This window comes from Microbacterium sp. cf332 (assembly GCF_900102175.1).
Classification (GTDB): domain Bacteria; phylum Actinomycetota; class Actinomycetes; order Actinomycetales; family Microbacteriaceae; genus Microbacterium.
The window spans coordinates 1,197,099-1,209,399 of record NZ_FNKN01000001.1 but is presented as its reverse complement, the minus strand read 5'-3'; the positions used below and the strand labels follow the sequence as shown (position 1 = coordinate 1,209,399).

At 71.9% G+C, this 12,301-nt stretch carries 13 protein-coding genes; 8 read left to right on the top strand and 5 right to left on the bottom strand.

The window, feature by feature from the left end:
* Positions 1 to 43 precede the first annotated feature (43 nt).
* The 4 genes from BLT21_RS05775 to BLT21_RS05760 all read right to left on the bottom strand — a co-directional run bounded on the left by BLT21_RS05775 (position 44) and on the right by BLT21_RS05760 (position 3,802).
* Positions 44 to 1,717, bottom strand: a complete 1,674-nt coding sequence (locus tag BLT21_RS05775; RefSeq protein ID WP_091500339.1) for a cellulase family glycosylhydrolase — start codon at positions 1,715 to 1,717, stop codon at positions 44 to 46.
* Between the two features lie 80 nt (positions 1,718 to 1,797).
* Positions 1,798 to 2,016, bottom strand: coding sequence for a hypothetical protein (locus BLT21_RS05770; RefSeq protein ID WP_091500336.1), 219 nt, complete (start codon positions 2,014 to 2,016; stop codon positions 1,798 to 1,800).
* Positions 2,017 to 2,061: 45 nt separating this feature from the next.
* Positions 2,062 to 3,042, bottom strand: coding sequence for a DNA-3-methyladenine glycosylase family protein (locus tag BLT21_RS05765; protein WP_091500334.1), 981 nt, complete (start codon positions 3,040 to 3,042; stop codon positions 2,062 to 2,064).
* Positions 3,043 to 3,109: 67 nt separating this feature from the next.
* Positions 3,110 to 3,802, bottom strand: coding sequence for a winged helix-turn-helix domain-containing protein (locus tag BLT21_RS05760; protein WP_091500331.1), 693 nt, complete (start codon positions 3,800 to 3,802; stop codon positions 3,110 to 3,112).
* Between the two features lie 401 nt (positions 3,803 to 4,203).
* On the opposite strand from BLT21_RS05760, the gene BLT21_RS05755 reads away from it, so the two are divergent.
* From BLT21_RS05755 to BLT21_RS05720, 8 genes are all read left to right on the top strand, one after another.
* Positions 4,204 to 4,758, top strand: coding sequence for a P-loop NTPase family protein (locus BLT21_RS05755; RefSeq protein ID WP_256335929.1), 555 nt, complete (start codon positions 4,204 to 4,206; stop codon positions 4,756 to 4,758).
* A gap of 9 nt (positions 4,759 to 4,767) precedes the next feature.
* A complete protein-coding gene (locus BLT21_RS05750; RefSeq protein WP_091500327.1) occupies positions 4,768 to 5,061 on the top strand; it encodes a GNAT family N-acetyltransferase in 294 nt (97 codons plus the stop codon).
* Positions 5,062 to 5,162: 101 nt separating this feature from the next.
* Positions 5,163 to 5,396 (top strand): hypothetical protein, encoded by a 234-nt coding sequence (locus BLT21_RS05745; RefSeq protein ID WP_091500325.1) that lies wholly within the window; start codon positions 5,163 to 5,165, stop codon positions 5,394 to 5,396.
* A complete protein-coding gene (locus BLT21_RS15800; RefSeq protein ID WP_256335928.1) occupies positions 5,393 to 5,752 on the top strand; it encodes a hypothetical protein in 360 nt (119 codons plus the stop codon). The genes BLT21_RS05745 and BLT21_RS15800 overlap by 4 nt, the downstream gene beginning before the upstream one ends.
* A 133-nt stretch (positions 5,753 to 5,885) precedes the next feature.
* On the top strand, positions 5,886 to 7,349 hold the full coding sequence (locus tag BLT21_RS05735) for an MFS transporter (protein ID WP_091500322.1): 1,464 nt from the start codon (positions 5,886 to 5,888) through the stop codon (positions 7,347 to 7,349).
* Between the two features lie 63 nt (positions 7,350 to 7,412).
* The gene (locus tag BLT21_RS05730) at positions 7,413 to 8,561 is read left to right on the top strand and encodes an exonuclease SbcCD subunit D (RefSeq protein ID WP_091500320.1); all 1,149 of its coding nucleotides are present in this window, start codon (positions 7,413 to 7,415) and stop codon (positions 8,559 to 8,561) included.
* A complete protein-coding gene (locus tag BLT21_RS05725) occupies positions 8,558 to 11,560 on the top strand; it encodes an AAA family ATPase (protein ID WP_091500317.1) in 3,003 nt (1,000 codons plus the stop codon). The genes BLT21_RS05730 and BLT21_RS05725 overlap by 4 nt, the downstream gene beginning before the upstream one ends.
* A gap of 9 nt (positions 11,561 to 11,569) precedes the next feature.
* Complete coding sequence (locus tag BLT21_RS05720; protein WP_091500315.1) at positions 11,570 to 11,752, top strand: hypothetical protein; 183 nt, start codon at positions 11,570 to 11,572, stop codon at positions 11,750 to 11,752.
* On the opposite strand, the gene BLT21_RS05715 is transcribed toward BLT21_RS05720, so the two are convergent.
* Entirely contained in the window at positions 11,740 to 12,300 is a 561-nt protein-coding gene (locus tag BLT21_RS05715) for a phosphorylase family protein (RefSeq protein WP_091500311.1), read from the bottom strand. The genes BLT21_RS05720 and BLT21_RS05715 overlap by 13 nt on opposite strands.
* Position 12,301 lies beyond the last annotated feature (1 nt).

The window sequence follows — 12,301 nt, the reverse complement described above, 5'->3', positions numbered from 1 at the left end:
GAACTGCCAGGTGGGCGGCACGCGGTCGGACTCGGCGGCGGGGTCAGGATGCCGTGACGGAGAGCTTCGGCTTCGCCGGGGCTCGAGGCGCGCTGACCTGCAATCCGACGCGCACGGTCTGGCCGGGGGAGAGCGCCGCCGCCCAGTCGAGACCGCTGCACGTGACGGTGGAGCCCGCGAGGGCGCACGTCATGCCCCAGGCGTTGGGCACCGCGGTCGCGCCGGGGGACTCCCACGACACCGTCCACCCACGTGTACTCGAGGCCGCCGTCACCTCGAACTCGGCGACGTACCCCTCGCCCCACGAGCTCTGCAGGATCCAGGCCGCCGACGGCGCCCGCGCCGGCGTGGGATGAGGGGTCGCTGTCGGCTTGGGCGTGGCCGTGGGCTTCGGCGTGGCGGTCGGTTTGGGTGTCGCGGTCGGCTTGGGAGTCGCGGTCGGTTTCGGCGTCGTGGTCGGCTTGGGCGTGGGCTTCGGCGTCGCGGTCGGTTTCGGCGTCGCGGTCGGTTTCGGCGTCGCTGTGGGCTTCGGCGTCGCTGTGGGCTTCGGGCTCGGCTTCGCGACCGGGGTCAGGATGGGGCGCAGTGCATCCAGCTTCGCCTGCTGACGTGTGCGCCAGTCGTCGGCGAGCAGTCCGCCGGTGTCGCCGCTATTGGGGTTGTAGGACCAGTAGGCGAAGCTCATTCCGCTCGTGCCGAGATAGGAGACGAGGGTTGTGAGCCACTTCCGGTCGCTGTCGGTCTCGAGCTTGGTGCCGAACTCCCCGACGAGCACCGGTGCGATGCCCTCCTTCGCGATGTAGCCCCAGTTGGCATCCCAGATGCCGGGCAGATTCGCGGGGTAATCGCGCGCGCCGAACCAGGTCTGGGCGAAGATCGACGCCGGATACTCGTGCGGCGAGTAGACGACTCGATTCGCGACCGAGAGTCGCACCGGCGCGCTGCGGACGTCGCGCAGCCCGCCGCCCCACCACGTCGCGGTGCCGTCTCCCTGGCGCTCGACACCCTCGACGACGACGAGCAGGCGCGGGTTCACCGACAGGACCGCGTTGCCCGCCCGGGTCGCCGCAGCGCGCCAATCACGCGACTGGTCGCCGCAGTTCCAGCAGGCGGGCCCGTGGGGCTCGTTGTGGAGGTCGACGCCGATGACCGCGGACTCGTTCTTGTAGCGGGTGGCGAGCATCTTCCAATCGTCGATCCACCGCTGCTCGCTGTACCGGGCGGTGTACCAGAGCTCGCTCTGCGCATCGGACCCGGGCCGATGCCGGTCGAGGATCACGGAGAGGCCCCGAGCCTTCGCCCGCGCGATCACGGTGTCCATGAGCTGCAGCGGCGTGAGCGAGACGAGGCCGGGGTTGGCGTTGGCATCGATCGAGTTCGTCGTGCGCGCCGCGAGGCACTCGTTCGAGAAGGGCAGACGGATGGTGTTGAAGCCCATCGCCGCGATGTCATCGAGGCCGGTGTCGAGCGAGATGGTCCACAGCCCGTGGGGCGCGCAGTTCGACGTCTCCATCCCGAACCACGAGACCGCCTTGATCGTATACGGCTTGCCCGCCGCAGTGACGATCGACGACCCCTTCGTCGAGAGCCAGCCGACGACCGTGGGGGATGCGGCGGCCGATGCCGCCGATGACGTCAGCCCACCGGCGAGCACGAGTCCGAGGGCGGCCGCGACCGCCATCCAGCGCGTCCGTCCGCGCCGCCACAATCCGCCCATCGACACCCCTCGGTCAGTCGTCGGCTCATGCTAGCGGTGCCGCGAGGCTCCGGGGCGCCGAGGGCGCTCGGAGAGATCGTTCAGAGCTGCGCCCCGTCGTCGTCGCGGTCGTACACGCCCTCGTTGCGGCCCCGACGCGACTCGTACGCGATGAGCCAGCCGACCGAGATCGCCGCGGCCAGGACGACGCCCAACCAGACGTTGTTCATGACCAGGCCGAACACGATCCCCAGCAGGAAGACGAGGGCCGCGCCCAGCGCCCAATACGTGTGACCTCTCCGCCATCCTCGATCCGCCATGCGTCGAGCCTACGGCGCCGCGGGTGACGTGCGTCCGGGCTTGCGTCAGCGGTCGCGATGGTCTTCGGGATGCAGCCGCGGCCCCCGGCGCGGCTCGAACACGCCCCCCGCGTAGATGAGCCGGATGACCCGCTGCCGGTGTCCGCGCCACGGCTCCAGCAGTTCGAGCATCGCGTCGTCGTCGACCCGATGCCCGGTGAGGGCGTAGCCGACGGTGTGGCACAGGTGGTAGTCGCCGACACTGACGGCGTCCGGATCACCGAAGGCGCGGATGCGGGTCTCGGCCGAGGTCCAGGGTCCGATTCCCGGCAGCGACGTGAGGATGCGCTCGTGCTCCTCTCCGTGCGACGCGGCGTCGACCGCGCGTTCGATGGACGGCCGCCGACGTGCGGCGGCCACGACCGTGCGTGACTGCGGCGGCTCGAGGCCGGCCCGATGCCACGCCCAGCTGGGGATGAGGTGCCACTCGGCGGGCGTCGCGAACAGGGGGCGGGGCGTGGGGCCGGGTGCCCGCTCGCCGTACCAGGTGACGATCGCGCGCCAGGCGCCGAACGCCTGCAGGCCCGTGACCTTCTGCTCGAAGATCGCGCTCGCCAGGTCATCGAACACGAGATCGGTCGCGCCCAGTCTGATGTCGGGATGACGGTGGTGGATGTCGGCGATCAGCGGATGCCGTGAGGCGTCGAAGCCCTCGGGGTCGTCCTGGCCGCCGCACAGACGGGGCAGCTGATCGAGGGCCCACTCGGCGCCGGGGCCCCACGCCGCGGCCCGCACGACCGATCGGCCGATGCGCAGTGCGAGTGTGGCGATGCCGTGCGGGGTGCGGCTGACCCGCCAGATCACCTCTCCCGCGACCGTCATCGTCGGATCGTGGGCGCCGTGCTGCTGGTGGAGCACGGCCCGTGCCGCGTCGATCGGAGCGCTCGGACGGTACTCCGTTTCGATCGGACGCGTCGTCGTCGGCGTGGGGAGATCGCGTGTCGCGCGGCGGCGACCCGGCGTGCGTCCCGTCGTCACCGCGCTCATGCCGACACCCTACGTCGGAACCACCGACACGACGTCGGGGCGGCGCCGAACGCCCCAGCGGACGGGGTCAGAAGCGGTCGGGCGACGGCGTGCCGTGACCGTAGCGGATGACGACGTCGGCGTGCCGGTCGAAACGGTAGCCCACGCCCCGCACGGTGCGGACGATGTCCTCGTACCGGCCGAGCTTCGCGCGCAGCCTGCGGACGTGGACGTCGATGGTGCGCTCGCCGGGAGCCTCGTCGTCGGAACCGCTGCTCCAGAGCGAGTCGACGAGCTCGGAGCGCTCGATCGTGCGCCCCTCCCGGAGTACGAGGTACTGCAGCAGCTCGAACTCCTTGAAGGTGAAGGCGGCCGACTCGCCATCGATGAAGACGCGCTTGCGCGAGATGTCGACGGTCACGCCTCCGGGCACGTGGTCCTCGGCCGGGGCGTCCTGCTTGGTCCGCGCGACGGCGCTGGGCTCGTGCAGCGCGAGTCGGACGACGTCGACGTCACGGCCTCCGGCGCCGACGGGCGCGAGGGCGACGGTCGCGTACGTCTCGGCGTGCGGGGCGAGCTCGCCGAGCGTACGGCGCAGTGCCTCGACCAGAGTCGAGAGCGAGACGCCGTCGGCCGCGGCCTTCGCCTCGTCGATGCCGACGTACAGGGCGAAGCCGCGGGGGGCGGTGGAGGTCGCGGGCGCGGGGGCGGCCGGAGGGTTCTCGACGGCGCGGAGGTGGCGGGCGGGGGCGACGGGGGTGAGAAGAGCGGTGTTCGACATGGGAGGTTCGTCCTCGGAACGTGAACCCGGGGCGCTCGGCCGGAGGCGGGTTCGGGTGTGTGTTGCGTGAGGCCCAGCGGGGGCCGGTGAGCGAGCACCCGGATGTCGGCGTTGTGGGCCGGCGATCGGAACTCGGAGATCCGCGGCCGCGTTCAGAAGCGGCGGCAGATCAGGCGGGGTTCACCTGTCAGCGGCACATTCGGCAACACATGACAGCACGCGCCGACATCATCATGATGTCAGCAGGTCCGTTCGCCTCCCGGGCGGACAGAGTGCGTGCGAAGTCAGTCATGGGGTCGATTATGACGATCCGTGTCCCGATGTGTCAAACAGGTCGGTGATCCGCGTCGTCCGATGACGAAATGTGACAGATTGCTCAATCGTCAGTACGGTGCTCGATCGTGGCATCGCGCATCCGCATCGTCGGCACCTCCGGCTCGGGGAAGAGCGTGCTCGCCGACCGGGTCTCCGCGCACACGGGACTGCCGCGGCTCGAGCTCGACGCGGTCTTCTGGGACGAGGGCTGGCGCATGCGCGACCTCGACCAGGCGCGCGACCGGGTGCGCGCGTTCGTGCGCGACCACCCGCAGGGCTGGGTGGCCGACGGGAACTGGACGTCGCGTCTCGGCGACATTCTCGATCCGGGCACGCCCGGCGGTGCGGACACCGTCGTGTGGCTGGACCTGCCGCGGCGCCGTGTCATGCGGCAGGTCGTCGGGCGCACCCTCCGACGGGTCGTGCGGCGCGAGGAGCTCTGGCACGGCAACCGCGAGCGCGCCGCCAATCTCCTCCGGTGGCATCCCGAGAAGAACATCGTGCGCTGGGCCTGGACGAACCATCACGTCGTGCGCGAGGGCATGCTCGAGCGCATCGCGGCGGGCGAGCGGATCGTCCGTCTGCGGGATCGCTCCGAGATCGATCGATGGGTGGCCTCACTGCCGCCGCGCCGGGCGTAGCGTGAGCGCATGAGCGAACTGACATTCACCGACGAGAAGGACGCCTCCCGCTACGTGCTGCATCGCGGCGACGACCTCGTCAGCGTGCTCGACTATCGCGACGACGGCCGGACGGTCGCGCTGACCCGTGCGTACACGATCCCCACCTTCCGCGGGCACGGCTACGCCGCGGTGGTCGTCGAGCGCGCCGTGACCGAGATCGAGGCGCTCGGTGACCGGTCGATCAGCCCCGTCTGCTGGTACGTCGCCGACTGGTTCGAGGCCCACCCCGAGCGTGCGGGCATTCTGCAGTCACGCGGGTGACCCCGGCGCCGCGGATAAGCCGGGCCGGGCGCGGCTGTCAAGACGGTGATGGTGGGACGGCCGCGAGGCCAGACTGGGTCGACCGATCGAAGGAGACAGTCATGAACCGCGATCTTCCCGAGGGGGTCGTCGACCCCGATGGCGCCGGCGCCACCTCGCTCGCCGCGAGCGAGGCCGAGGACGCCGCCGTACGCGATGCCGACACTCCCACGGACGCCGCGCCGGCGCCCGATGGCGATGCTCCCGACGGCTTCGTCGAGAGCGCCGAGATCCAGCAGGGGCTCGACCCCGATCTCGTCACGGACGAGCAGGCCGACGAGGAGGAGTCGCGATGAGCGGCGACGCAGACGAGATCGACTCGAGCGTCTCGGATCCCGCGACGCAAGATGCCCCCGAGACGGGTCGCGGCGGAACGCGGGCGGCATCCCCCGGGACCGAGGGCGACGTGACGCCGCCCCACGCGGACACCCCGGTCTCGCCTCCCGGCGTGCAAGACGGCCCCGCGCTCGCGATGCACGACACGACGGATCGTGAGCGCCTCGACGGACTCGTCGCGCAGCTGCGCGCCGATCTGTCGGGCGAGAACCGTGCGACCGTCGAGCACGGCGTGCGTCAGCGCCTCTCGCAGGTCGGACTGACGCTCGACGACGGCGACATCGCGGAGATCGTGGACGACATCGCCGCGGGCTGACGAGTCGTGCGTATGCCCCGGGGCCCGACTCCCCGGGGCATCCGCACGTCCGGCTCCGACGACACGTACGGCGGGCAGGGGCCGAACGCAAGAGCGAGTCCGTGCTCTCTCGGCAGGCATACTCTGAACCTCGATGAGCGACACGGCAACCATCCCGCTGTCGGTGCACCAACGGTGGCGGGCCTTCTGGGTCTGCGTCGCCGTGGCCGCGCTGACCATCCTCGACCTGACCAAGGTCAACGTCGCCCTGCCGTCGATCGAGCAGGCCTTCGGGGCCGGCTCGACCGAGCTGCAGCTGATCGTCTCGGGCTACGTGCTGACGTTCGGTCTCACGCTCGTGCCGGCGGGCCGCATCGGCGACCAGCGATCGCGACGCGCGCTCTTCGTCATCGGGCTGTCGCTGTTCACCGTGACGAGCATCGTGTGCGCGCTCGCTCCCGACACCGGCACCCTCCTCGCCGCGCGGCTCGTGCAGGGCGTCGCGGCCGGCATCCAGATGCCGCAGGTGATCGGCCTCGCCCAGGAGATGTTCCAGGGGGCGGAGCGCGGCAAGGCGTTCGGGCTGTTCGGCGCGACGATCGGCATCTCGACCGCCTTCGGGCCGACCCTCGGCGGTCTGATGATCGCCCTGGGCGGGGCCGACGACGGGTGGCGGTACATCTTCTGGATGAACGTGCCGTTGACGATCGTGGTGCTCGCCGGTGTCCTCTGGCTCCTGCCGAAGACGCGCGAGTCGAGACCGGCCAGACTGCAGCTCGACCCGGTGGGGCTGTTGCTCTTCGGGCTCGTCGTGGTCGCCCTCATGGCGCCCTTCCTGCTCACGACCGGCTCGCCCGACGACGATCCGCAGCGCTGGTGGCTGCTCGTGGTGTTCGCCGTCTTCACGGCCGCGTTCGTCTGGTGGGAGCGTCGTTACGCGGCATCCGGCAAGCATCCCCTCGTGCCTCTGGACCTGTTCGCGATCTCGTCGTATCGCAACGGCACCCTCATCCAGGCGGTCTACTTCATGGCGCTGCCGGCCATGTTCCTGCTCACGACGCTGTTCCTGCAGCTCGGGGTCGGGCTCGCGCCCGTGTTCGCCGGGATGGTGTCGATCGGGTTCGCCATCGCGAGTGCGGGAGCCTCCTACGTGGGCGGCCGGATCGTGACCCGGGTGGGCCGCCCGCTCGTGGTGTGGGGCCTGGTGATCATGCTCTCGGCGGTCATCGCCCTCGCTCTCGTGGCCTACTTCGTGCCGCCGGGGATCGTGGAGTTCGCCATGGCCGCGGTGCTCACCGTGGGCGGCTTCGGCGGCGGCCTGGTGATCTCGCCGAACCAGACCCTGACCCTGGCCGACATCCCGGTGAAGCAGGGAGGTCTGGCCGGATCGGTCGGGCAGCTCGTGCAGCGCATCGGCACCGCGATCGGCACGGCGGTCGCCCTGTCGTTGTTCTACTCGACGGTGTACCGGGAGGACGACGGCGCAACGCCGGCGATCGACGTGTACCACGACGCCTACGCTCTCGGGATGATCTCGGTGGGGCTCTTCCTCGCCGTGGCCCTCGTGCTCGGCGTCACCGACCTGTCGTCACGGCGCCGGCGCGCGCGTCGCGCTTAGAGTCTCGTCGCTTCCCCGCGGGGCGCACGGGCGATGTCCGAGCCGCCTCCTACCCTGGTCGGCATGCGGATCCTCCACACCTCCGACTGGCACATCGGGCGGACCTTCCACGGTCACTCCACGCTCGACGCGCTGCGAGGTGTGCTCGGCACGCTCGTCGATCAGGTGCGCGAGCACGAGGTCGACGTCGTCGTGGTCGCGGGCGACGTGTTCGACTCCGCGGCTCCCGCCGCCGGCTGCTACGCGCTCCTCTCCGACGTCCTCCTCGGTATCGCCGACGCCGGAGCGCGGGTGATCGTCACGAGCGGCAACCACGACTCGGCGGCGCGCCTCGGCTTCCAGGCCGGCCTGCTGCGCGACGGCATCCACGTGCTGACCGACCCCGCCGCGGTGGGCACGCCGGTGACGATCTCCGACGCCGACGGACCCGTCCACTTCTACGGCATCCCCTACCTCGAGCCGGCGCTGCTGCGCCACCTGTGGCCCGAGGCGCGCTCGCAGGCGGCAGTGCTCGGGCGGGCGATGGACCTCGTGCGCGCCGACCTCGCGGAGCGGGGTGGACGCGCTGTCGCCGTAGCCCACTGCTTCGCGGCGGGCGTCGAGCCGACGCCGCATCTCGAGCGCGACATCCAGCAGGGCGGCCTCGATGTCGTGCCCCTGTCGACGTTCGCCGGGGTCGACTACATGGCGCTCGGCCACATCCATGGGCGCCAGCAGCTCGCCCCGTCCGTGCGTTACGCGGGGGCGCCGCTGCACTACAGCTTCGGCGAGGGCGACAAGCCGCGGGGCTCCTGGCTCGTACAGCTCGCCCCCGACGGATCCGTCGACACCACATGGCTCGACCTGCCCGTGCCCCGCCGTGTGGTGACGCTGCGCGGGCCCCTCGCCGAGGTCCTCGCCGACGCGGCACTCGTCGAGCACGAGCAGTCCTGGGTCTGCGTCGAATACACCGACCCGCTGCCCGAACGCGACCCGATGCGTCGGTTGCAGGAGCGCTTCGCCTTCTGCGCCAAAGTCGTCCACGCGCCTGCCATCACGGGGGAGCGCGACGGCCGGACCTACGTGGAGCGGGTGCGGGCGGCGCGCAGCGACGCCGAGCTGGTCGAGGCCTTCCTCGTCCACGTCCGCGACGGCGCGGGCGCCGACGAGCGCGAGCGCGACCTGCTCGCCGACGTCCTCGACGAGCGGGTGCGCGTCGAGGCTCTCGCGTGAAGCTGCATCGCCTCGAGCTGACGGGCTTCGGGCCGTTCCGCGAGACCCAGACCGTCGATTTCGACGCCTTCGACCGCGACGGGGTGTTCCTCATCTCGGGACGCACGGGCGCCGGCAAGTCGAGCATCCTCGACGGCGTCAGCTTCGCGCTCTACGGCTCGGTTCCGCGGTACGACAACGGAGAGCGCCGGCTGCGCAGCGACCACAGCTTCCTCGGCGATCCCACCCAGGTCAGACTCGAGTTCACCGTCGGGGGCGAGCGCTGGCGCGTCACCCGCGCGCCGGAGTACGAGCGCCCGGCCAAGCGCGGCGACAAGCTCACGACGGAGGTCGCGCGAGCCGAGGTCGAGCAGTTCGTCGACGGCGACTGGGTCGGGCGCGCGGCGAAGCCCCGCGAGGCCGCTCTGCTCCTCGACGAGGTGCTCGGGTTGAACGCGCAGCAGTTCCAGCAGGTGATACTGCTGGCCCAGAACAAGTTCTCGCGCTTTTTGCTCGCCCGCAACGACGAACGACAGCAGCTGCTGCGGACGCTGTTCGACACGAAGCGGTTCGAGCAGTACAAGGACGACCTCGAGGAGCGCCGCCGATCGGTGCAGCGCGAGCTCGATGCCGGCGCCGAGCAGGTGCGTACGCTGCTCGACCTCGCCGAGGCGGCGGCGATGCGCAGTCAGCCCGAGACGCAGACGGCTACCGACGCGGCCCCGCCGGCAGCCGATCTCGGCGGACGCCGTGAGATGGTCGACCGTGCGCTGCGCCGCGCCGAGTACCGCGTCGAACAGGCCCACGAACTGCGGCAGCAGGCTGAGGAGCGTCATACCGCACTCATCGCCGCCCACGCCGAGCTCGTCGAACGCGCGCGCGTCCTCGACGAGCTCGTAACCGCGCGGCGACGACTGGCCGAGCTCGACGACGCCGCCGCGGGGGCGCGCGAGGAGGAACAGCGGCTCGATCGAGCCCGCGCCGCCGAGACGCTGCGTGCCACGCTCGAGCGCGCCGACCGCGCCGACGAGGCGGTACGCACAGCGCGCCGCGCCGCCGACGTCGCCGAGGCGCGCTGGCAGGCGGTGGGCGGCTCCGACGGTGACGACATCGCGGGCGTCGTCGAGGTGATGACCGGTGATCTCGCCCGCCTCTCGGATGCCCTCGAGCGCGAGCGTCAACTGTCGCGCACGGCCGCGGAGCGCGATGCGATCGCCGCCGACATTGCGCGGCTGACCGATGAGGCGCGCGCTCTCGCCGAGCAGCACGCGCTCCTGCCGGTCGAGCGCGAGCGGCTGGATACGGCCCTCGCGGCGGCGGCGGCCGAGGCGGCGCGCGCCGACGGCCTGCGAGAGCGCGTGAGCGAGCTCGCCGCTCAGGCGAGCGCGGCGGTCGAGGCCGAGCGTACGGCTCGCGCGCTGGCCGCGGCCGATGACGAGTACCTTCGGGCGAGTGCTGCCGCCGACACCGCCGCCGTCGCGGTGACCGACCTTCTCCGGCGCCGGGTCGCGGGGCGCGCCGGAGAGCTCGCGGCCGACCTCGTCGACGGTGATCCATGCCCCGTCTGCGGCTCGCTCGAGCACCCGCACCCGGCGCCCGCGGCCGACGACGGTGTGAGCGACGACCACCTGGTCGCCGCGGAGTCCGCCCGCGACGCCACCGCCCTCGCCGCCCGGGAGGCGGGTGAGCGTGCCGCCGGGCTCCGCGTCGAGCATGCGGCGACGGCCGCCCGAGCCGGCGGACGCGACAGCGACGAGCTCGCCGCGCTGCTGGGCACCGCTCGCGAGGAGTCGACGTCGGCAGAGCGCGCGATCGAGCTCGTCGTCGAGCTGACCGGGCAGCGTGATGCCCTCGAGAGCCTCGATGCGGATGCCGCCCGAGAGCGCGCCCGGCTCGACGCTGCACTCGCGACCGCGCGGGAGCGGTCGGCCGTCGCCGCGACGGAGCACGCGCGTCTCGAGCGCGAGGTCGCGGCTGCCCGCGCGACGTTCGACGCCGTCGCCGATCGCATCGCCGCTCTGACGGAACGGCGCGATCGTGCCCGCGCCCTGCTCGACGCCCGTGCGGTGCTCCGCGAGGCCGAGGCTGTCGTCCTCGACGCCCTCGCCGACCGTGATGCCCGCGTCGTCGCGTCCGCGTTCCCCGACGTCGCCGCGGTGCACGACGCGCTGCTGCCTGAGGCGGAGCGGACCGCTTCGGCCCGTCGTGTCGCTGCGCACGCGGCAGAAGTGTCGGCCACACGGTCCCGGCTGCTCGAACTCGAGCTCGTCGCGGCGGGACTCTCCGACGAGGCTCCCGACCTCGACGCCTCGGCCGCCGCCGTCGCCGCCGGCGACGCCGCGCGCACCTCGGCGATCGCCTCGCACCGCGACGCCGTGAACGCGGCCGAGCGGCTGTACGAGCTGACCGTCCGCATCGACGACGCGTTCTCCGCGGTCTCCGGTCTCGCCGACCGCGCGACGATCGTCACGCGCCTCGCCGACACCGTCGCCGGCCGCGCCCCCAACACGCGGAAGATGGATCTCGAGACGTTCGTGCTGGCGGCCGAGCTCGAGGAGATCGTCGCGGCGGCGAACCTGCGTCTGCGCGACATGTCGTCCGGTCGTTACACGCTGCACCACAGCGACGCGCTGCAGGCACGGGGGGCCGCCTCAGGTCTCGGTCTCGAGGTCCTCGACGCGCACACGGGCCGCCTGCGCTCGCCGCAGTCGCTCTCCGGCGGCGAGACGTTCCTCGCCTCGCTCGCGCTCGCGCTCGGACTCGCCGAGGTCGTCACGGGCCGCGCCGGCGGCATCCGTCTCGACACCCTCTTCGTCGACGAGGGCTTCGGGTCGCTCGACCCCGAGACCCTCGAGCTCGCGATGCGCACGCTCGACGAACTGCGCGTCGGCGGACGCATCGTGGGCGTCATCAGCCACGTCGAGGGGATGAAGGAGCAGCTCGCGGCGCAGATCGTCGTCGAGGCCACGCGCGAAGGGCCGAGCGTGATCCGCCAGGACGCCCACAGCCGGCGCGATTAGGGTGGAGGCGTGAGGACTTTCTGGACCGTCGTCGGGGTGATCGCCGCGATATTCATCGCATGGGTGGTCGTCGACGTCGTGCTGCGGCTCGCCGTCTTCGCCGTCAAGCTCGGGCTCGTCGCGGTCGTCGCGGTCGTCGTGTTCCTGCTGCTGCGCCGGCTGTTCGTCCGCAGCGACGATCAGACGCCGTAGTCCGCGCGGATCCGCGCGTACAGCGCGGCGCTGCACGCCGCGACGGCGTCGTCCCAACCGGTCGTCGCGCCGTCCTGCGCGTCGTCCGACACCGCCTTGAGCACGCGGATCGGAACGCCGAACCGTTCGGCGACCCAGATGTACACGTACGTCTCCATGTCGACCAGCTGAGCGCCGAGCGAGCGGATGACGGCGACGGCGTCGGCGTCGTCGACGAACACGTCGCCCGTTGCGATGCGGACGCCCTCCCGGCCGGTCTCGACACGCTCGGGCATGGAGAGGTGGCGACCGCGCACACCGGCGAGGTCGAAGACGTCGTGCTGCACTGCATCCGCGATCTCGTAGATGCCCGGACCGACGGCGCCTGCCACGGCGCCCGCGGTGCCGACGACGACGACCTCGTCGTAGGGAGAGCGGTCGAGCGCGCGGGTCAGCTCGTGCGCGGCGGGCAGCTTTCCCGGACCGGTCAGCAGGATATCGAACCCCGGGATGTGGTCGGGGAACCCGGTGAGCTCGTCGCGGTGCGCGACGACGAGGAGACGGCGCATG